This is a genomic window from Sinosporangium siamense (assembly GCF_016863435.1).
In the GTDB taxonomy this organism is placed as follows: Bacteria; Actinomycetota; Actinomycetes; order Streptosporangiales; family Streptosporangiaceae; genus Sinosporangium; species Sinosporangium siamense.
The window spans coordinates 454351-472600 of sequence record NZ_BOOW01000006.1 but is presented as its reverse complement, the minus strand read 5'-3'; the positions used below and the strand labels follow the sequence as shown (position 1 = coordinate 472600).

At 69.5% G+C, this 18250-nt stretch carries 15 protein-coding genes; 4 read left to right on the top strand and 11 right to left on the bottom strand.

Going from position 1 to position 18250, the window contains the following annotated elements; translation table 11 throughout:
• Positions 1-297 precede the first annotated feature (297 nt).
• Positions 298-2559 (top strand): tetratricopeptide repeat protein, encoded by a 2262-nt coding sequence (locus Ssi02_RS04070; RefSeq protein WP_239128603.1) that lies wholly within the window; start codon positions 298-300, stop codon positions 2557-2559.
• Here Ssi02_RS04070 and Ssi02_RS04065 read toward each other — a convergent pair.
• From Ssi02_RS04065 to Ssi02_RS04055, 3 genes are all read right to left on the bottom strand, one after another.
• Positions 2539-3759 carry a cytochrome P450 family protein gene (locus tag Ssi02_RS04065; protein WP_204021113.1) on the bottom strand — a complete coding sequence of 407 codons (1221 nt, stop codon included), beginning with the start codon at positions 3757-3759 and terminating at the stop codon, positions 2539-2541. The genes Ssi02_RS04070 and Ssi02_RS04065 overlap by 21 nt on opposite strands.
• A 271-nt stretch (positions 3760-4030) precedes the next feature.
• On the bottom strand, positions 4031-4858 hold the full coding sequence (locus tag Ssi02_RS04060; protein WP_204021112.1) for a YybH family protein: 828 nt from the start codon (positions 4856-4858) through the stop codon (positions 4031-4033).
• Between the two features lie 319 nt (positions 4859-5177).
• Positions 5178-6131: a DUF2867 domain-containing protein gene (locus Ssi02_RS04055; protein WP_204021110.1), complete on the bottom strand. Its 954-nt coding sequence runs from the start codon at positions 6129-6131 to the stop codon at positions 5178-5180.
• Positions 6132-6219: 88 nt separating this feature from the next.
• Here Ssi02_RS04055 and Ssi02_RS04050 point away from each other — a divergent pair, with 88 nt between their 5' ends.
• Positions 6220-6825 (top strand): TetR/AcrR family transcriptional regulator, encoded by a 606-nt coding sequence (locus tag Ssi02_RS04050; protein ID WP_204021108.1) that lies wholly within the window; start codon positions 6220-6222, stop codon positions 6823-6825.
• A gap of 123 nt (positions 6826-6948) precedes the next feature.
• Here the strand turns inward: Ssi02_RS04050 and Ssi02_RS04045 are convergent, their stop codons facing one another.
• The gene (locus Ssi02_RS04045) at positions 6949-7950 is read right to left on the bottom strand and encodes an LLM class flavin-dependent oxidoreductase (RefSeq protein ID WP_204021106.1); all 1002 of its coding nucleotides are present in this window, start codon (positions 7948-7950) and stop codon (positions 6949-6951) included.
• 129 nt (positions 7951-8079) lie between these two features.
• On the opposite strand from Ssi02_RS04045, the gene Ssi02_RS04040 reads away from it, so the two are divergent.
• Positions 8080-9504, top strand: coding sequence for an aminotransferase-like domain-containing protein (locus tag Ssi02_RS04040; RefSeq protein ID WP_204021104.1), 1425 nt, complete (start codon positions 8080-8082; stop codon positions 9502-9504).
• A 5-nt stretch (positions 9505-9509) separates the two neighbouring features.
• Here the strand turns inward: Ssi02_RS04040 and Ssi02_RS04035 are convergent, their stop codons facing one another.
• The 4 genes from Ssi02_RS04035 to Ssi02_RS04020 all read right to left on the bottom strand — a co-directional run bounded on the left by Ssi02_RS04035 (position 9510) and on the right by Ssi02_RS04020 (position 13554).
• Positions 9510-10829, bottom strand: a complete 1320-nt coding sequence (locus tag Ssi02_RS04035) for an MFS transporter (RefSeq protein ID WP_204021103.1) — start codon at positions 10827-10829, stop codon at positions 9510-9512.
• A gap of 150 nt (positions 10830-10979) precedes the next feature.
• The gene (locus Ssi02_RS04030) at positions 10980-12398 is read right to left on the bottom strand and encodes an amidase (protein ID WP_204021102.1); all 1419 of its coding nucleotides are present in this window, start codon (positions 12396-12398) and stop codon (positions 10980-10982) included.
• Positions 12395-13078: a DUF1028 domain-containing protein gene (locus Ssi02_RS04025; protein ID WP_204021101.1), complete on the bottom strand. Its 684-nt coding sequence runs from the start codon at positions 13076-13078 to the stop codon at positions 12395-12397. Before Ssi02_RS04025 ends, Ssi02_RS04030 begins: the two co-directional genes overlap by 4 nt.
• Entirely contained in the window at positions 13078-13554 is a 477-nt protein-coding gene (locus tag Ssi02_RS04020; protein ID WP_204021100.1) for a nuclear transport factor 2 family protein, read from the bottom strand. Before Ssi02_RS04020 ends, Ssi02_RS04025 begins: the two co-directional genes overlap by 1 nt.
• 281 nt (positions 13555-13835) lie before the next feature.
• Between Ssi02_RS04020 and Ssi02_RS04015 the strand changes: the two genes are divergently transcribed.
• Positions 13836-15269 (top strand): M20/M25/M40 family metallo-hydrolase, encoded by a 1434-nt coding sequence (locus Ssi02_RS04015; RefSeq protein ID WP_204021099.1) that lies wholly within the window; start codon positions 13836-13838, stop codon positions 15267-15269.
• On the opposite strand, the gene Ssi02_RS38540 is transcribed toward Ssi02_RS04015, so the two are convergent.
• The 3 genes from Ssi02_RS38540 to Ssi02_RS04000 form a co-directional block, all read right to left on the bottom strand.
• Positions 15226-15426 carry an alpha/beta hydrolase gene (locus Ssi02_RS38540; RefSeq protein WP_239128602.1) on the bottom strand — a complete coding sequence of 67 codons (201 nt, stop codon included), beginning with the start codon at positions 15424-15426 and terminating at the stop codon, positions 15226-15228. The two genes, Ssi02_RS04015 and Ssi02_RS38540, sit on opposite strands and share 44 nt — an antisense overlap.
• A 136-nt stretch (positions 15427-15562) precedes the next feature.
• On the bottom strand, positions 15563-16699 hold the full coding sequence (locus tag Ssi02_RS04005; protein ID WP_204021098.1) for an NAD(P)/FAD-dependent oxidoreductase: 1137 nt from the start codon (positions 16697-16699) through the stop codon (positions 15563-15565).
• Positions 16696-18246, bottom strand: coding sequence for a protein kinase domain-containing protein (locus Ssi02_RS04000; protein WP_204021096.1), 1551 nt, complete (start codon positions 18244-18246; stop codon positions 16696-16698). Before Ssi02_RS04000 ends, Ssi02_RS04005 begins: the two co-directional genes overlap by 4 nt.
• Positions 18247-18250: the final 4 nt, after the last annotated feature.

The following is an 18250-nucleotide window of genomic DNA, read 5'->3' as shown; positions in this document are numbered from 1 at the left end:
CTGCTGAAGGGCACCGCTTGCGACAAGTGTTGAGGTATTGACTGTTGAGGAAACACCTCACCTGCCCCCGGTGCCGGCGGGCTCTGTCGTCGGGGGGTTCCCGCAGCGGCGCCGGCGCACCGGCAAGAGCGTTGCGCATTGATTGAGGCGATCCACGAGGTATGTCGGAGAAGGGCGGCTGCCGATGGCCATGCACGCGATAGAGTGCGATTTCGCACACGATGGTGAAGCTCTCTTCTGACATTCTGCAGGAGACCCCCGATGCCCACGACGCCTGACCGTGCGCCGCCGTTGTTTGTGGAGGAGTTGCAGCGAATCCTGACGCGCCGTCGCATGTCCTGGCGCAAACTGGCCGAGATGGTCGGCTATGACCCCAGTTGGTTGAGCAAGGTCAAGAACGGTTGGGCGGCGCCGTCACCCGATTTGGTCCGCAGATGTGACGAGGCGTTGGAAGCCGGCGGCGCGTTGCTGGCGTTGGGAGCGGCAGGGCAGACACGACGTCCCGCTCAACTTCCCGCCCCGCCGGGTGGGTTCATCGGCCGCGGCCATGAGCTGCTGCGCATCCATGACGCCTTGGTCCAGCCTATTGCCGAGCCGGAATCAATCATCGTGGCTATCGACGGCCCGCCCGGTGTCGGTAAGACATCGCTGGCGCTTCGGTGCGCCCACGACGCGCTCCGGATGGATCCTCAGCGCTATCCCGATGGTCAGCTGTATGTCAATCTCCGCGGCTACACCTCAGACGAGCATCCCTTTGCCCCGGGGCGTGTGCTGGAGGAGTTTCTCCTCGCGTTGGGCGTGCCCGCACAGGACATCCCGCCGGAGGAAGATCACCGCGCTCGGCTGTACCGGTCGGTGCTGGCGTCCCGGCAAATGCTGATCGTCCTGGACAATGCCGCAACCTCCCGCCAAGTGGAACCGCTGCTACCCGGCACCACGACGTGCGGGGTCGTCATCACCAGTCGCAGAAGGCTGACGGCCCTGTCGATGCGCGTGACAGTCGAGCGAATCGAGTTGGGCCCGATGAGCGATAGCGAGTCGGTCCAGGTGCTCAACTGGGTGATCGGAAAGAGCCGCGTCGATACGGCGGAGCACGATCTGGCCACCCTGGCACGCTGGTGCGGAGGGCTCCCGCTGGCCTTGCGGATTGTGGCCGAACGGGTGTCGGCGCATCGCCACCATTCTCTCGGCGACCTGATCGAGGAACTGGCCAGCGAAAGACAACGACTGGATGCGCTGGCGACCGAGGAGTCCATCGCGATCCGCACCGCGTTCGCCTGGTCTTATCGTGACCTCAACCCCCGCCAAGCGTTGCTGTTTCACCAGCTGAGTCTGCATCGCGGTCCCCATATCAGCGCCGAGGCGACATCGGCGCTGGCCGGGTTGCCGGTGGTGAGGGCACGGCGGCTGCTCGGGGAATTGACCGCCGTGCACCTGCTGGAGTCGGCGCCGCACGGCCGTTATCACTTTCACGACCTGATCCGCGTTTACGCCGCCGAGCGCCTGGAGGCCGACAGCACTCCGGCCGACCGCAACGAGGTGGTGCGCCGGCTAACCGACTGGTATCTGCACACGGCATATGCCGGGAGTCTGGCTCTGGCCCCCTTCCGGCTGAGCCCACTCACGCCGGCTCCGCCGTGTCCGGGAGTGACGCCGCTGCGCTTCGACTCCGAGCAGGCCGCGCTGGCGTGGTATGACCTGGAGGCGCCGAACTTCGTGCCGATCATCCGGCTCGCGATCGATTATCAGCTCTACCAGACGGCCTGGCAGACGGCCATCGCGCTCTTTGACTATCTGCGGTTGTTGCGGACCTCGGGTGGTTTATGGCTGGCGACCAGCACGCTGGCGGAAAAGGCCGCCATCGCGTTGGGGGATCGCAGAGCCCACGGCTGGGTCACCACCAGTCTGGCCGAGGCTTACCGATGGCTGCACCAATATGAGCGTGCCCACCGTGTGCTTGAGCAGAGCCTGGCCTTGCAGCAGGAGATAGGGGATCGCCACGGCCAGGCGTGGGCGTCGGCCGTCATGGGGTTTGTCGCGGTGGATTGCGGTCGGCTGCATGACGCCCACACCTACGCCGGCCAAGCCCTGGCGCTGTTTGAGGAGGCGGGGGACCGTCACGGTCAGGCATCGGCGTTGTTCACGCTGGCCGACGCCTACCACGGATGGGAGCGTCCCGCCGACACCATGAAGGTGCTGACGAGATCGCTGAACCTCTTTCAAGCGATCGGAAACCACGACGGGCAGGGGCTGGCGCTGGCGAAGATCGCCGACACACACGCCGCACGTGGTGATCACGAGCGGGCGTTGGAGTGTCTGGACCTGTCCCTGCAGGCGCGACGCCTGGCCGGCTCGCGCTGGGGCGAGGCCGATGCCCTGGCCCGCCGTGGCCGCACGCTGGAGGCGCTGGGCCGGGAGGAGGAGGCTCGAGTGGCCTGGCGGGAGGCGTTGGCGCTTTACGAGGATGTCGACGATCCGCGCGCCCGGGAGATCCGCGATTACCTCGACGGCAGCGTCCCCACGCCGGGGGGCCGCGTGCTAACCCGCCCCGCCTGGTGAATCGGCGACGGTGAAAGTGACCGGGAGTTCGTAGAGGCTGCGCACGATCGAGCCGGGTCCGCGCTCCAGCTGATCGATGGGTACGGCAGGAGCCAGATCGGGCAGCCGCTGAACCACCGCGCTCAGCGCGACGGCCGCCTCCATGCGGCCGAGCGCGGCCCCCAGGCAGTGGTGCAGGCCATAGCCGAAGCCCAGGTGCGCGCCGGCGTCCGGGCGCGTGATGTCGAAGCGATCCGGGTCGGCGAACCGGTCCGGATCGCGGTGGGCGGCGGCCAGGGCGATGACGACCGGCTCACCCGCCGGGATGGTCGTCTCGCCGATCGTCACCGGCTCGGCGGCGAAGCGCCAGGCCGCCAGCTCCATCGGCCCGTCGTAGCGCAGCACTTCCTCCACCACGCCCTCGATCATGTCAGGGCGCTCGCGCAGCAGTGCCAGCTGCTCCGGATTGGCCGTCAACGCCAGGACTCCGTTTGCTATAAGGCCGACCGTGTTCTCATGTCCGGCGATAATCAGCAGGAACAGCATCGACAGCAGTTCGGTCTCACTGAGCTGTCCGGCTTGTTCGGCGGCGACCAATTCGCTGAGCAGGTCATCGGTAGGGGCCGCACGTTTGCCGGCCACCAGATCGCGCAGATATTCGTCGGGCGGGGGCGCATAAACCGGCTGCCCGTCGTCGGCGAGGACGGCATTGGACGTCCACTGCCGGAAATGGCCTTGATCTGCGAGAGGAATGCCAAACGTCTCGCACATGACGATCGCCGGCAGCGGGTAGGCCAGTTCGCCGACGAGCTCAGCGCTGCCACGGGCGGCGAAGGCATCGATCAAATCATGGGTGATCTTCTGGACCCGTCCACGCATGGCTTCGGTGCGCCGTGCCGTGAAGGCTCCCGCCACCATCCGCCGCAATCTCGTGTGATCCGGCGGCTCCCTGGTCAGCAGATGGATCCCGAGCCCCGACCCGTCCTCCAGATCACGATCGCGATCAGACTGCCGCCAGCTCGGGCCCGCGAACCGGGGGTCCCGGCTGAACCGCGGATCGGCCAACGCCGCCCGCGCCTCCGCGTATCGTAAGATCACCCAGCACCGTACGCCATCGCGCAGATAGACCGGACATACCGGAGCTTCGTCTCGCCTGCGACCATAAGCTGGATAAGGGTCATGCTCCACACCCGGCCCCAGTAATTGCTCCTTGATCTTCACTTTTCATCCCCTTGCCCGATGAGCGCGCTGGCATGTCTAGGACGTCGCTGGCTAGCGTATAAAGGTCAACTGCGGACCACGTCACAATGCCATTGCGTCTCTGTACCAGAAGTTGATCAAGCCCCCTTCGGCCACAACAGCCACGCCGCACGCCGTCAACGAGGAAGGCGCCGAGTGACCCGAGCTGTCTTCGCATATCGTGAGGCTCGGTGAGGTGCTCGGCCGGGGTTTCCCAGCCGAGCATTTTCCGGGCACTCGGCGTCCGGCCAGGTCAGGGGTGCAGGCCGGTCATGGTCTCGCCGGTCTTCGGGTCGTAGGGATAGGAGAGGTGCTGGTGGATCACCTCCCAGGTGGTTCCCGTTCGCCGGAACACGCGGGTTCCGCGTGACCAGCTCTCCGTCATCTGGCCGTCGAACTCCGCCTCCATCCGGTTCAGGCCCCAGGCCACGGCGATGCTCCCGTCGACCATGACCGTCAGATCGGGAACCGTCCAGCCGACGGCTCCCTGGGCCCAGGCGAGGCCGGTCCGGCATACCTCCCTGACGGCGGCCGATCCCTCGTGCTGCAAGGGGGCGTCGTGCTCGTAGGACACGATGTCGTCGGCTATGTGCTGCATCAGGCCGTCCAGGTCCTTGGCCGAGGTGCGGTCGGACCAGTGCCGGTGGATCGACCGGATTTCCTCTTCGTCCGCTGCTGTGCCCGGGTCGGGGAAGGAGTGGTGTTCGTGACTGACGAGCCAGCGGCCGTTCTCCTTGCGCAGGCCCAAGGTCAGGCGCAGGCGTAGCTCCGGGTCTTGTTCCAGCCCTTCGGGGGTGCCGCAGCGCAGCAGGGCGTGGGCGAAGGCGACGTCGTCGCCTGCCGTCACCTCCAGTGAGGTGATGTCGAAGCGGGCGCCCTGTGCCTGCCAGGTGAAGAAGCCGGGCCAGGTCTCGCGGTAGGCGTCGATGCCGTGGACGCCCTCGTAGGGCGGGGGCACGTCGAACATCACGATGTCGTCGGTGTGGCCGTCGAGAACCCCGTCCATGTCACCCGCGTGCACCGCGGCGGCCCAGCGCCTGATCAACTCTTCGATCTGTGTCTTGTCGTCGGTGGATGTCATGGGATGCCTCCTTTTGGCGGATGGTCGTTCAGGACTACAACCCGCGGGGAGACGTCGATTCATCGCTTCAGGGGCAAACCTCGGGCCTTTCGTTGGCGATAAGTGTTCTGGCGTACGGCGGGAGCATGGTGGGCGCCGACCACGGGTCCGTCCCACCGCCCCCGCGCGTGGGACGGACCCTCTCCCCCACCCGGTAGACGGGACCCAGGGCAGGCGCACCGGGTTCCCCGGGATCGACTGGGGGTGGCTCGCGGTCGCATCAACCGTTCGGTTGCGAGATCCGGCCGTGTCTTTCGTGGCCGGTTCAAGCGGGAGTCGGCTACAGCGGTCCTGGGAGGCGGATCACGCGCGCTCCGCCCTGGGATGTTCTGAAGGGCACGGAGCGGATCATGTGTCGCACCACGTGCGGGTGGAACCAGCGCACGATCGCCCAGTAGAGGTGTCCGGTCCAGTGGTTGATGCGTACGGCTGTCGTCACCGACATCCTTCTGTCGGCGACCGCGACGCCGACGCGGAAGGAGAGGTGGCGGTCGTCGACACCCATCACGATCTCGTCCGCCGAGGAGGCGAGCACCGGGAAGGGGCTCTCCCTGCGCGAGGCGTCCGAGGTGAGGAGGCCGAACGGTCGGACCAGACGGTCGCGGAGTCGCATCAAGGCGGCCACCGAGCGCGGGGGTTTCCCGAAGACCTCTCGGATCCAGGTCGCCGGGTCAGGGGCGTCGGCGGTGAGCAGCGGTGTGGTGAAGCAGTCGGCGGCGTCGGGGCGGCCGGGCATGGCGGCCGAGGTCAGGGGGCCCGGTGTTAGAGGGCTTCGCCGTACGTGGCGGCGGCGGAGGCGTGGGGCCACGGTGCGCACCCAGCGGGGGGCCGGGGCTGGGCGGTTGGCCGAGCCGGTCACGGTGCGTTCGACATGGTCGAGCATGTCTTCCACCGCGTTGTCGTGGATGTGTTTGATGAGCGTCGGCCAGGTGAGCCGGCCTCGCGGGGTGAGGCGTGCCCTGATCGTGTGCCGCAGTGCCGCGCTCGAGTCGTCGTGGGTGACGACCTCGAAGAGGTGTTCTCCGGCCAGTCCGATGCGCGGGTTGAACGCGAAGCGCACCAGCTTGCCCGGGATGTGTTCGATCACGTGATAGCGGACCTGGCCGTGGCCGCCGCGCGATCCGACGGATAGGCCGCGGTCCAGTGTGATGGGTTGGACAAGGTTTGAGTGCCAGATCGCGTCGTTTTCTGTGGCGAGGGTCTCCAGCATCTCGCCGAGTGTCGCGGGTGACACCGGAAATGTTCGTTCATGCACGTTGACGATCACGCATCCCCCTTCCGTACGCCACCGTATGGTGTGCTCCGTACGGTAGCGTATGGAGATGGCCGCATCCAACCCACCTGCCCGCAAATCGCCTCGCCTCACCGCGCGAGACTGGGCGGCCTCGGCTTATGAGGCGTTCACGGAGGGCGGGCTCGACGCCGTCGCGGTCGAGCCGGTGGCCGCCCGGCTCGGGGCCACCAAGGGCAGCTTCTACTGGCATTTCAAGGATCGCGCCGCTTTGGTCCAGGCGGTGCTCGACCTCTGGCTGGCGCAGACCGACCTCGTCATCGTGCGGATGAACGAGGTCGGCGAGCCGCGGGCCCGGCTGGAGCGGCTGTTCACCTCGCTCACGCGCGACAGGTCGTGGGCGCGCATCGAGACCGACCTGCTCGGCAAGGTCGCCGACCCCGCGGTATCGGCCGCCGTGCACGCGGCGGGGCGGCGGCGGCTCGACTTCATGGCGGACTGCCTGCGCGAACTCGGCCTGCCGGCGGACGCCGCCCACGACCGGGCTTTGCAGGCCTATGCGCTGTGGATCGGGCTGTTGCAGCTCACCGTGGCCGCCCCCGGCCTGCTCCCGCCAAGCGACCAGGCCCGCCGCTTCGGCGACGCCACCCTGGCGCTCCTCGCCCACCTTTTCCCGGCAGGGGCGGCGAGCGATTAGGGGCCGGGGTGGAGTCCGCCGCGCAGGGGAGCGATCGTGATGCCCTCACCACGGGCACCGAAGTAGCTCCATACCTTCTGGGCGCCGATCCGTATGCCGATGGAAACATCCTCGCGGGAAAGCTTAAAGCTGGGCCGACGCCAGGACGCCCAGCATCTCGATCGCGTCGGCCAGGCCGTCCTCCGGGCCGCAGTGGGCGAGGGCGACCTCGTTCACCCCCAGTTCCCCGGCCGACCAGAGGCCGAGAGCACGTGCGCACTGCTCCTCGCTGCCGCAGATCACGAAGTCGTCGAGCAGTTCGTCGGAGATCAGGTGCTCGAAAGCGGCTCCGCCGAGATACGCCGTGGCGATGCCGGCGATCACGTCGTGGTCGACGTGGGGACTGCGCTGGAGCATGCGCTCATATGCCTCCACCCCGTGGAAGCGCGCGAAGTTCTCGGCGAGGAAGGCGCGGCCGCGGCGGCGTGCCCCGACCGGGTCGCTCATGCTCGCGCTGATCGGCACATACACCACCACGTCGAGGTCACCGGGTGTCCGCCCGGCCTCCGCGGCCGACGACCGGGCCGTCGCGATCGAGTCACGCACCTGTGCACGAGGGCAGAACATCGAGATCAGCAGGCCGTCGCCGTGCCGTCCGGTCGCGCCGAGCATGCGCTGACCTATCGCCCCGAGGTAGACGCCGACGCCGGCGCAGGACGGGCTGGGCGGCTCCAACGTGATCGCGTGGTGGTCGGCTGTGCCGCCCGACATCACGGCCCGGAGGACCTCCACCGCCTCCATGAGATCCGAGAGCGGCTTTTCCGTGTGCACCCCGGCCTGGGCGAGCCGGGGCGCCGGTCCGGATCCGAGGCCCAGGCTGAACCTGCCGCCCGAGATCTCCTGCATTGCCGCGGCCTCCATGGCCAGGACCGCCGGATTGCGCAGGAAGGGGCTCACCGTACCGGTCGCCAGGCGCACCCGCTCCGTCACCGCGGCCATGGCCCCGGCGAGGGCGAAGGCGCCCCGGGTGTAGAGGTTCTCGGTGATCCACAGGCGGTGGACGCCTGCCTTGTCGGCCAGCCGCGCGGCGGTGACGCAGGCGGCCGTGGGCAACTGGGCCGGCAACACGGCACTGATCTTCAACACGACGGCTCCCGTCTCAGCTCACTAACTCCGGCGTCCAAGAGATGCAGTTTTGTAGGCATGTGCACCTTTGTCAGTAGATGGAGCGATACATAGCCTGTAGCTCCTGACGGATGGATTGGGTGGACAACGATGCGCCTCGATGAGGTTCTGGGCATCTGGGCCCGCGGCACCGGGCCGCTGTACGACCAGCTCGCCCTGGCGATCCAGCGGCGGATCGAGTCCGGCGATCTCCCCATCGGCACCCGCCTGCCCTCCGAGCGGGCACTGGCCAAATCCCTGTCCGTCAGCCGCACGACCGTGATCAACGCGTATGCCCGCCTGGACGACCTGGGCTGGCTGGAGCGGCGGCAGGGAGCGGGGACCTGGGTCGCCCGCAGGGTGGCGAGCCCCGCCGCCCCTGCGGACCGGGCCGTCGAGGAGGCCCGGTCGTACGCCGTCATGCGTGTGCTCCGAGCCGCGCTGGAGCCGGTGCCCGGGGTCATCGACCTCGCGACGGCGGCGTTCAAGGACGCGGAGGGGATCGCGGAGACCCTGGGGACGATCCCCCCTGAGGAGATCGCCGGGAACGGCGAGCTGGGCGGATATCTGCCGCTGGGGTTCCCGGTCCTCCGGGACGCGGTCGCCGCGTATCTGTCGGGGCGGGGCATCCCCACCCTCCCGGGCCAGGTGGTCATCACGACGGGTGTCCAGCAGAGCACGGTGCTGTTGTTCTCCGCCCTCGCCCAGGACCGGAACCTGGTCGCGATCGAGACCCCGACCTGGAACGGCACGCTCGACATGCTGCGGCACCTCGGGACGGCGGCCCTTCCCCTGCCGCCGGGCTGCGGCGACGACTTCGCCGAGACCGCGGCCCGCGTGGCGAGAACGCGGCGGCCGGGTCTTGTCTGGCTGACCACCGGGTTCCACAACCCGACGGGCCTGCGCTTCACGAGCGCGCACGCCAAGGCGATGGCGGAACTGGCCATGGAGATCGACGTGCCGATCGTGGAGAACGCGACGCTGCTGGAGTATCGGCTCGGCGCCCAGCCCGGGTACACCGTCGCGCAGTACGCCCCCGACGCTCCTGTCATCACAGTCGGTTCCCTTTCCAAAACGTTGAGCCCACCCCTCCGATTGGGGTGGATCCGGGCTCCGCGCACCGTCGTCGCCCGGATCGCCAGGCTCAAATCCCTCCTGGACAGCGGGGCGAGCCTGCTGCCGCAGATCGTCGCCGCCAGACTCCTGGCACGATGCCAGGAGCTGGTGGGCGAACGCCGGCAACGACTCCAGGCCAATTGCCGGATCATGGACTCCGGCCTGTCCGAGGCGCTTCCCGAGTGGACCTGGCGCCGTCCCGACGGCGGCCTGGCCCTCTGGGCCGAGCTGCCGCGCGGGACGGGCCTGAACTTCGCGCACGTCGCCGCGCGCTACGGCGTCGAGGTGGTGCCCGGATCGGTCTTCGACCTCACCGAGCGCCCCTCCCCCGCCGTCCGGATCTCATTGGCACGTTCCAGCGGCGAGACCGTCGAGGCGGTGGGCCGTCTCGCGGAGGCGTGGAAGCATTACCGGCCCTAGCTTGATCAGGTGAGGCGCAGGGGTTCGTGGGCCGTCTCCTTCAGGCGGAGGACGGTCCCGATGGCGACCACCGCGTAGGCGATCACGATCCACGCGGGGGCGATCGACGACGCCGTGGTGCTGATCAACCAGGTGGAGAGATACGGTGCGGTGCCGCCGAACATCGCGTGCGCCATGTTGAAGCCGAGGGCGAGCCCGCTGTAGCGGACGGTCGCCGGGAACAGCTCGACGAGAGTCGCCAGCATGGCCCCCATCATGGTCGCCTCGCACACCGCCAGCATCAACTGACCGAGCACGGCCAGCGCCACCGCGTCGCTCTGCATGAACATGAACGCCGGGTATGCCAGCACCGCGAATCCGGCGCTCCCCGCCAGCAGGACGGGCTTTCGGCCGAGCCGGTCGCAGACCCGGGCCGCGATCGGGATTACGCAGGTCGCCGCCACCAGGGAGGCCGTCGTCATCCAGGTCGCCGTGCTCGTGGCGTATCCCCCTTCACGCTGAAGGAAGATGCTGGAGTAGACGAACGCGATGTAGTAGCCGGGCGCCGCGAGGACGTTGATGCCGATGACCTTCAGGACGGCGGCCCGGTGCTCCCTGAGGACCGTCAGGATGGGAGCCGACTCCACCTTCTTCTCCTCCGTCACGGCCTCGAAGGCAGGCGAGTCCTTGAGGCTGGACCGGATGTACAACCCGACGAGCCCCAGCGGCAGGGAGATGAGGAAGGGGATCCGCCAGCCCCACGAGTCGAGCGAGCCGGCCGGGACCGCCCAGGTGACCAGCGCGACGGTGAGGGAGGCCCCGATCAGGCCCACCATCGACCCCATCTGCGACATGCTGGTCAGATAGCCGCGGCGGCCCTCGGGCGAGCACTCCGCGATGTAGGACGCCGCACCGCCGAGCTCACCGCCGGCGCAGAGCCCCTGGACCAGCCGGGCGAGGAGCAGCAGGATCGGAGCGGCGACGCCGATGCTGGCGTAGCCCGGCAGGATCCCGATCACGAACGTGGCGGCGCACATGCCGATGATGGTCAGCGCGAGCGCGTGCTTCCTGCCGAACCTGTCGCCGATGTGGCCGAACACGACCCCGCCGAGGGGGCGCACGAAGAAGGCCACACCGAAGACGATCAGGCTGGACAGCAGTGCCGTCGTCGGGTCCTCGTCGGTGAAGAAGACCCTGGCCAGCACGGTCGCCGTGTAGCCGTAGAGACCGAAGTCGTAATACTCGATGACGGTTCCGATGGTTCCTGCGCGCACGACCCGTTTCGTGGAACCTGGATCGGCGGCCAGCCGGTTGGTCGGCGGGACGGCGCTTGGGGCATCAGTCATGGTGGGCGACACCTTTCTCGGAGCGGGATGGAGAACGGGGGGGCCGAGAGGTGGGTACGGCACAGCCGCCGGACGGTCGAAGGGACATGGATAGGGGACGGGAACCGGATCGTCCTGGGTCAGGCATGGACGGGCCGGGGAGAGCCGCCGTCACGTGACCTGCGGCCGGGCGGGAAGGGCGACCGGCGGGGACGCCCGCAGCGCCGTCAGCCCCTCGGCCTCCAGCGTGCGGCACACCCGGAGGAGGAGGTGGTCGTGCCCGGACGGTGCGGTGATCTGGATGCCGACCGGCAGGCCGTGCCGGTCGAACCCGCAGGGCAGTGAGACCGCCGGCATGCCGGTGAGGTTCCACACCTGCGTGTTCCGCCACCAGCTCGTGAGGTCGTCGCGGCTGCCGTCGGCGCGGACCGGGGCCTGCAGACCGATAGGGAAGGCCGTGACCGGCAGGGTGGGGCTGATCAGGACGTCGAACCCGGTGAACAGGTCCGCCATGGTGTGTCTCAGCACGGCGCGGCGGACCTCGGCCTCCTCGCCGGTGCCGGGAGCCGCCCGCCGCCAGGTCCTGAGCGTGTCGAGCAGGCTCGGTGACACGTCCGCCGCGGCGTCGCCGTACGTCGCGAACTCCTCCGCCATCGCGGACATGAACAGCGTGTCCCAGACCGGCCCCGCGTCGGCGAGGTCGACGGGTGCCTCGGCGGCCGGCAGGCCGATCGAGGCGATGTCGTGCAGGAACGCGGCCAGCACGCCTTCGACGTCGGGGTCCACGGATGTGCCGTCCACCGTGCGGTAGAACCCGGCGCGCAGCCCCCCGAGCTCGGCCCGGGTGAGGGGCTCGGGCTCCCACGCGACCCCGGGGTCGGCCTCATAGCGGCCGGCCGACAGGGTGAGGGCCAGCGCCGCGTCCCTGACGTCGCGGCTGAGGACGCCGATGTGCCCGAGCACGCCGAGCCGGCTCGGCGGGAAGGTGGGAACGGTCCCGGTGGTGGGTTTCACCCCGAACACCCCGCAGAAGGACGCGGGGATCCGGATGGAGCCGCCGCCGTCGGTCGCCACCGCGATCGGCCCGAGGCCCAGGGACACCGCCGCGCCGGAGCCGCCCGACGAGCCGCCCGCAGTCCTCGACCTGTCCCAGGGGTTGCGGGTGGGCGCGCTGATCAGGCTGTCGGTCGTCGCCTTGTGCCCGAGTTCGGATGTCGTCGTCTTGGCGAACACCAGGGCGCCCGCGCGTTTCAGCAGGCGCACGCTCGGGGCGTCGGGAAGCAGGGACTTCTCGGGGACGAGCGCCGAACCGCGCCGCGTCGGCAGGTCGGCGGTCGCCAGCAGGTCCTTCACGGTGATCGGCACGCCGTGGAGAGGTCCGACGGGTGCGCCGGAGGCGAGCCGGGCCTCGGCCCGCCGGGCCGCGTCCACGGCCTTCTCCGCGTCGGCGGCCTGCAGCGACGCATATGCGGGGTCGAGCAGGGTGGCCCGGTCGAGCAGGGCCGTCATCAGCTCCACCGGGCTCACCCTCCTCTCCCGGATCCGCTTCGCCGTCTCGATCGCGGTCCAGGTGTGGAAAACGTCTGTCACCGCGGGCCTCCGCCGGTCGCGAGCGGGTGCGGATATGCCTCGGCCGGAGGGAAGACCCCGGTCCTGTCGTAGTGGCCCCAGCATCCGTCCCATGCCTTGTGCAGATAGCGCAGCGCGGCGACGGGATCGCCCGCGTCGTCCACCCGGAGGTCGGCCAGCGGGCATCCGCCGGGATCGTAGACCAGGACCGCGGCCGACTGCCTGCCGCGGGCGTCGCCACCCGCCCGGTCACCGCCGTCGAGCGCGTCGATGATCCGGCTCACGAGATCGCCCGTACCGGCCTGGAAGCGCTCGATCATGCCGTCGAGGACCGCGGTGCTCCGCAGCAGGTTGCCGGCCACCGCGACGTGATCGGCCGTGCGTTCGCCGGACTCGTCGGGCACCGCGCTCCCGGTGTACGCGTGGGGGGCGTGCGCCATGGACACGGCCAGGAGTTGCCGCCGGTCGCGGCCGGGGTCCGCGGCCAGCCCCCGGGCGAACGCCGCGGAGGGGGAGTCCCCGTCGTCGAGGGCGTCCGCGATCTCCACGCCCAGCGGCGTGTTGACGGTCGCCTGGGTGACCACCAGCGCCGTCCCGCGCCTGGCGATGAGAGTGCGCCCGCCGACGCAGGGGCGAGCCGTGGCGATGCCGGCGCCGAGGTGCCCCGCCACCGGGTCACGCGCCACGATGGAGAAGGTCATCAGCCGCGGTCCGGCCGTACGCCGATGTCCTGGGTCGAGAAGTGCGCGTGGACCACCTTCCACCCGCCCGCGTCCCGCACGGCCACCTGGGTGGCGCGGTAGAAGCTGGGATTGTGCTCGGAGCCGTGCCCGATCCACTCCTTGTGCCGGCTGACGTAATCCGCGCTCACGCAGGCCATGTCGCCGCGCACGACGATCCTGACCCGGCCCGGCGAATAGGGCCCGAGCAGCTTGAACTGCGGCCGGTAGAAGTTCCAGATGTTCTCCCAGTCGGGCAGTCCTTCATAGGTGTGCCCGTTGGTGTTGTAGTGACGGTTCTCCGGGTTGTCGTCCCAAACGGTGGTCAGCAGCTCGTAATCGAGATCGTCGTTGGCCCTGAGGTACTCGTGGTGCAGGAACAAAAGCTGTTCACGATCCGCGTCCGTTCCGCCGTCGAACGACGTCGAAACCGGAAAGTCAACATCCGCGCTATTCATGTCCATCGCCTTCTCGTCTCGCCGGACCGGTATGCGGGAAAACTATCGGGGCGGCCCTGCCCGGTCGATATCCAATCCGGCCGCAGTGGTTACTCTTTAAAGATCACGACACCGGTTTCCGAGGGCGCCCGCCCGATGTCCCTGCCGTACGGTGGCCGCGGTCTGCGCAGGTCAGAGCGGATAACCGGGCAACCTCGCCGGCCTGTGGCATCCCCCGAAGCGGGAAGGGTCCACTCGCGCCCGCGCTTGGCCCGCCCGCGCGGCACGTGCATGATGGCGCCATGGCCGACCATTTCGAAGTCGACGGGCCGTGGCGTGAGCGGTGCCGTATTCCATTCGAGCTTCTCGACCGGGGAAAAGCCGCCGCGGAGCGCACTCTCGCCGAAATAGCGGCGCAGCCCGCGGTCAGCGCGAAGGGCGGTGATCTCCGGCCCGTCGCGGAAAGACTGGCGCGGCTGATGCGCGACTGCGGCCTTGAATCCGCGGTGATGCCGACCGCAGGCGCGCCGATCGTTTTGGGCCGGCGAATGGAATCCGATCGCCTGCCCACGATTCTCGTATACGGCCATTACGACGTTCAGCCGGTGGAGCCCCTGTCGGCCTGGTCGTCCGGCCCCTTCACCCCGGAGATCCGCGACGGCCGGATGTACGGCAGGGGCACGGCCGACAACAAGGGGCAGCACATCGCCCAGCTGCTCGCGATCAAGGCGGTGCTCGATTCCTCCGGGCGCCTGCCGGTGAACGTCGTGATGATCGTGGAGGGCGAGGAGGAGATCGGCAGCCCGCACCTGGAACGGTGGGTCGACGACCACGCGCATCTGCTCAAGGCCGACTTCGCCTACACCTCGGACGGAGCCATCCACCCGAGCGGGCGCCCCGTCGTGCTCTGCGGAGCACGCGGATTGCTCTATCTCGAACTCACCCTGCGAACGGCGTCGGCCGATCGGCACTCGGGCAATTTCGGGGGCGTCTCCAGAAACGCCGCACTCGAACTCTCCCGGGCGGTGGCCTCCCTCTGGGACGACGACGGCGAGATCGCCGTCCCCGGCTTCCACGACGCCGTCGCCGAACCCTCCGGCGCGGAAAGGGCCGCCGTGGAGGCACTCCCGCTGACCTGGCCCATCCCCGCAGCCGAGAGACTCACGCGGGTGACCTCGCCCTCGGACTGGTTCCACCGGGTGCTGCTCCGCCCCAACATCAACGTCTCCGGGCTGAACGCGGGCTGGACCGGCCCCAGCATGAAGACGGTCATCCCCGCGACCGCCACGGCCAAGCTGGACATCCGCCTGGTGCCCGGCCAGGACCCCGAGGACATCGCGCGCCTCATCACCGAGCGGCTGCGCGCGGCGGCCCCCGACATCGAGGTGAACGTAATCAGCGCGGTCAAAGCATCGCGCACACCACTCGACTCCCCCATCGTCGACCGGGTGTCGCAGGCCGTCGAATTCGCCTGGGAGCAGACGCCGCTCCTCTATCCGTCCCTCGCCGGCACGGTGCCGGACTTCGTGTTCACCTCCAACCTGGCACTTCCCTCGGTGATCGTCCCGTACGGCAACGCCGACCAGGCCAACCACGCCCCCGACGAGAACCTGCTCCTCGACTGCTTCCACAAGGGCGCCCGCACTTTCGTCGCGGTCCTGCACGCCTTCGCGGGCGATGGACCGGCGACCGTCACTGCTCCGGCACGCAGGCCGCGTTCGCCGGGGGCGGCCTGAGGTCGATCAGATAGCGGTTCGCGTGGGCGACCACGCACGGCTTGCCGCTCAGATAGAGCGCGTGTCCCTCCCGCTCGTAGCGTAGGCTCGCCGAGCCCGGCACCCGGTCCGCCAGGGCCCGCATTCTGTCGTGGTCGTTCCAGGTGCCCGCGGCCAGGAGCGGCGGGAGGTCTCCGGCCGGGAGCTCACGTGGCGGGTTCTTCTCCGGGGCCGGCCGGCCGGGGCGGCTCAGGGAGTTCCGGCATTCCGGGTCGACCGGTTTCTGGGGGCTGCTCAGGCGGGCTGACGCCGTACTAGACGAAGGCGGTAGCCGAGGTGTGGCCGCCGCCCCGGCCCGGGCGGTAGGGCGCGAGGGCCTCGGCGGGAGTTCCGTCGAGGACCTCCCGGGCGATCAGCCGTGCCAGGTGTGGGGCGAGCGTGACGGCGCTGTGGGACACGGCGACGTAGAGGCCGGGCAGGACAGGGCCGACGAGGGGGAACCCGTCCTCCGGCATGGGCCGCACACCACGCCGCACGTCTCTGACGGCCACCCCGGGCTCGAGGCCGGGCAGGATGTCGCGGGCACGGGCGAGGAGTTCGACCGCCCGCGCCTCCATGGTGGCGGCCGGGGTGGCCAGGTCGGTCGCCACGTCCAGGTCCCTGGCCGCCAGGAGCAGCCCGCCGTTCCAGTCGGGGCGCAGGTGCATGCGGGGCGCGTGGATCACGCCGCGCAGCAGACGGGCCGGCGTGGTCGTGGCGGTGAGTCCGGGAGCGGGAGAACCCGGAGCGTGCGCGTCCACGAGAGGGAGACGCACACCCGCGGTGCCGAGGATCCGGGAGCTCTGCCACCCGGCGGCGCAGACGACGTGGTCCGCGGTGATCAGATCGCCGGTGGCCAGTTCCACACCGTTCACCCGGCCGTGGTCCTGGGTGAGGGTCACCACCCGGTGGTGGGTGATGAGGCGGGCACCTGCGGACTTCGCGCGTTTGACGAGCGCTTGAGCGGCCTGAGAGGCATGGGCGAAGGCCTCACCGGGGAAGTGGGCCACATGCGCGTCGTCCGGCACCCGGACGGCGGGCTCGATCACGGCCACATCGGCCGGGCTGAGGAAGCGTGCCGGGTAACCACGCGAAAGTAGTCGTTCGACCCTGGCCGCGAGCTCGGCGCGGCTTTCCTCGTTGTCGGCCCACATCAGGTTCCCTGCGGGGACATGCCACTGCGGGGTGCCGAACTCACGGGCCAGCCGCTCCCACTCGCGCATCGCGGCGACCCGGAAGTCGAAGTAGGTCTCGTCCAGAGTCCGGTTCGCGTTGATCCACGCGAACCCGTTCGCCGTCGTGCCCCGCCCGGGGGTGCCCTCGTCGACGACGGTGACCCGGCACTCGGGCGCGAGCGCATCGGCCAGTGCGGCGCCCACGATTCCGGCTCCGACGACAAGGACGTGTCTCATCGTCTGCTCACAGCCTGCCTGACCTGGTCGCGCATCTGCTGACTGAGTCCGTTGAACAACACGTTGGCACGTCCCTTGGACATCGCCTTCAAAAGTCCGGCCGTGAACCCGGGCGGCACATGGTTGAGTACGGCACAAGCCCGCTCGGCCGGGAGAGCCTCGACCACGTCGACGGCGATCCTGGTCGTGCCCAGCGCGCCGATCACCCCCGCGGACGTCCGCACGTCGGCGTGCTGAAGGAACCTTTTGGCCTCCTCCACCGGCATCGCCCCCAGCAGGGCGGCGGAATCCCGGGCACGCATGTGATCCATGATCCCTCCGACGCGCCTCGCCGACAACACCTGGAGCACCGCCACCGTCTCGCTTGGACGGGCGGCCATCTCGTTCACCAGGGCGCCCGCGGCCTTGGCCGGCATGGCGGCGATGACGGACGCCGCCATGTCGGGCGGGAGCGCCAGCAGGATGGCTGCCGCGGGTTTGGGTTCGAGGTGGGTCAGTGCCGCCTGGACGGCTCCCGGTGTGAGGCCGGCGAGCAGTTGCGCGGCGCCGGCGGGGCTCATCTCGCCGGCCCGGCGTGCGATCCGCGCGGGGTCTCGCGTGTCGAGCTTCGGGGGCTTCGGTGGTGGTGGCGTCCGGTCGCGTTTGGGAGGCCGGGGGACGGTGGTGGCGCTTGACCGCATCCGTGCCTCCCGGCGCGGGACACCGTCTTCCTCTCGCGGGACACCGTCGGCGATCGACGTCAGAGCCCTGTCGAGTTCCCATGCCTTCATGCGCTGGGCGGGGTCCTTGTGCAACAACCTGACGACGGCGTCGGCCAGAGGTCCGGGGCGCTTGGCCCGTGGTGGGTCGAGGTCGAGGACCGCTCGCATCGTCGCCGTCGAATCGCTGCGTTCGAACGGGGAATATCCCTCCAGCGCGTAGAAGAGGGTTACCCCCAGCGACCACAGATCCGCGGGCGGGCCGGGAGGGTGCCCCTCGATCCGCTCCGGCGCGGTGAACGCCATGGTGCCGAGCATGGCGTTCGCACGGGTGAGAGCGACCTCACCGCCGAACTGGGCGATGCCGAAGTCGATGAGGTAGACCCCGCCGTTGTCGCCGATCATGACGTTGGCTGGTTTGACGTCGCGGTGCAGGATGTCGAGGCTGTGCGCGGCCCGCAGTGTGCTCAGCACGCGCAAGCCTATGCGGGCGACCTCGCGTTCGTCCGGCCCGCCCTTGTCGAACTCATCGCGAAGCACTTCGCCGAGCGTGCGGCCCTCGATGACGGCCATGACGATCCAGGGAGAGCCGTCCTCCTCGAAGACGTCGTGGATCTCGACGACTCCGGGGTCCTTGATGAGGGCGAGCGCGCGTGCCTCGCGCATGGCGCGCTCGCGCCGCACCGGCAGCCGCTCGCTCCTGGCATCCAGAACGACCTGCTTGAGGGCGACCCGGCGGTGGAGCGCCTGGTCGTCGGCGAGCCAGACATCGGCCATGCCCCCTTGCCCCAGCCTGGACAGCAGCCGGTAACGACCGCGGACGACGGGGAGCCCGCTCCGGGAGTTCACCGCG

What these genes read in the sequence shown, in the direction of transcription:
- Ssi02_RS04060 (WP_204021112.1), bottom strand. Translation starts at nt 4,858, where the DNA reads ATGACATCCACCGACGACAAGACACAGATCGAAGAGTTGATCAGGCGC.
- Ssi02_RS04050 (WP_204021108.1), top strand. Translation starts at nt 6,220, where the DNA reads ATGGCCGCATCCAACCCACCTGCCCGCAAATCGCCTCGCCTCACCGCG.
- Ssi02_RS04040 (WP_204021104.1), top strand. Translation starts at nt 8,080, where the DNA reads ATGCGCCTCGATGAGGTTCTGGGCATCTGGGCCCGCGGCACCGGGCCG.
- Ssi02_RS04035 (WP_204021103.1), bottom strand. Translation starts at nt 10,829, where the DNA reads ATGACTGATGCCCCAAGCGCCGTCCCGCCGACCAACCGGCTGGCCGCC.
- Ssi02_RS04025 (WP_204021101.1), bottom strand. Translation starts at nt 13,078, where the DNA reads ATGACCTTCTCCATCGTGGCGCGTGACCCGGTGGCGGGGCACCTCGGC.
- Ssi02_RS04020 (WP_204021100.1), bottom strand. Translation starts at nt 13,554, where the DNA reads ATGAATAGCGCGGATGTTGACTTTCCGGTTTCGACGTCGTTCGACGGC.
- Ssi02_RS04015 (WP_204021099.1), top strand. Translation starts at nt 13,836, where the DNA reads ATGGCCGACCATTTCGAAGTCGACGGGCCGTGGCGTGAGCGGTGCCGT.
- Ssi02_RS04005 (WP_204021098.1), bottom strand. Translation starts at nt 16,699, where the DNA reads ATGAGACACGTCCTTGTCGTCGGAGCCGGAATCGTGGGCGCCGCACTG.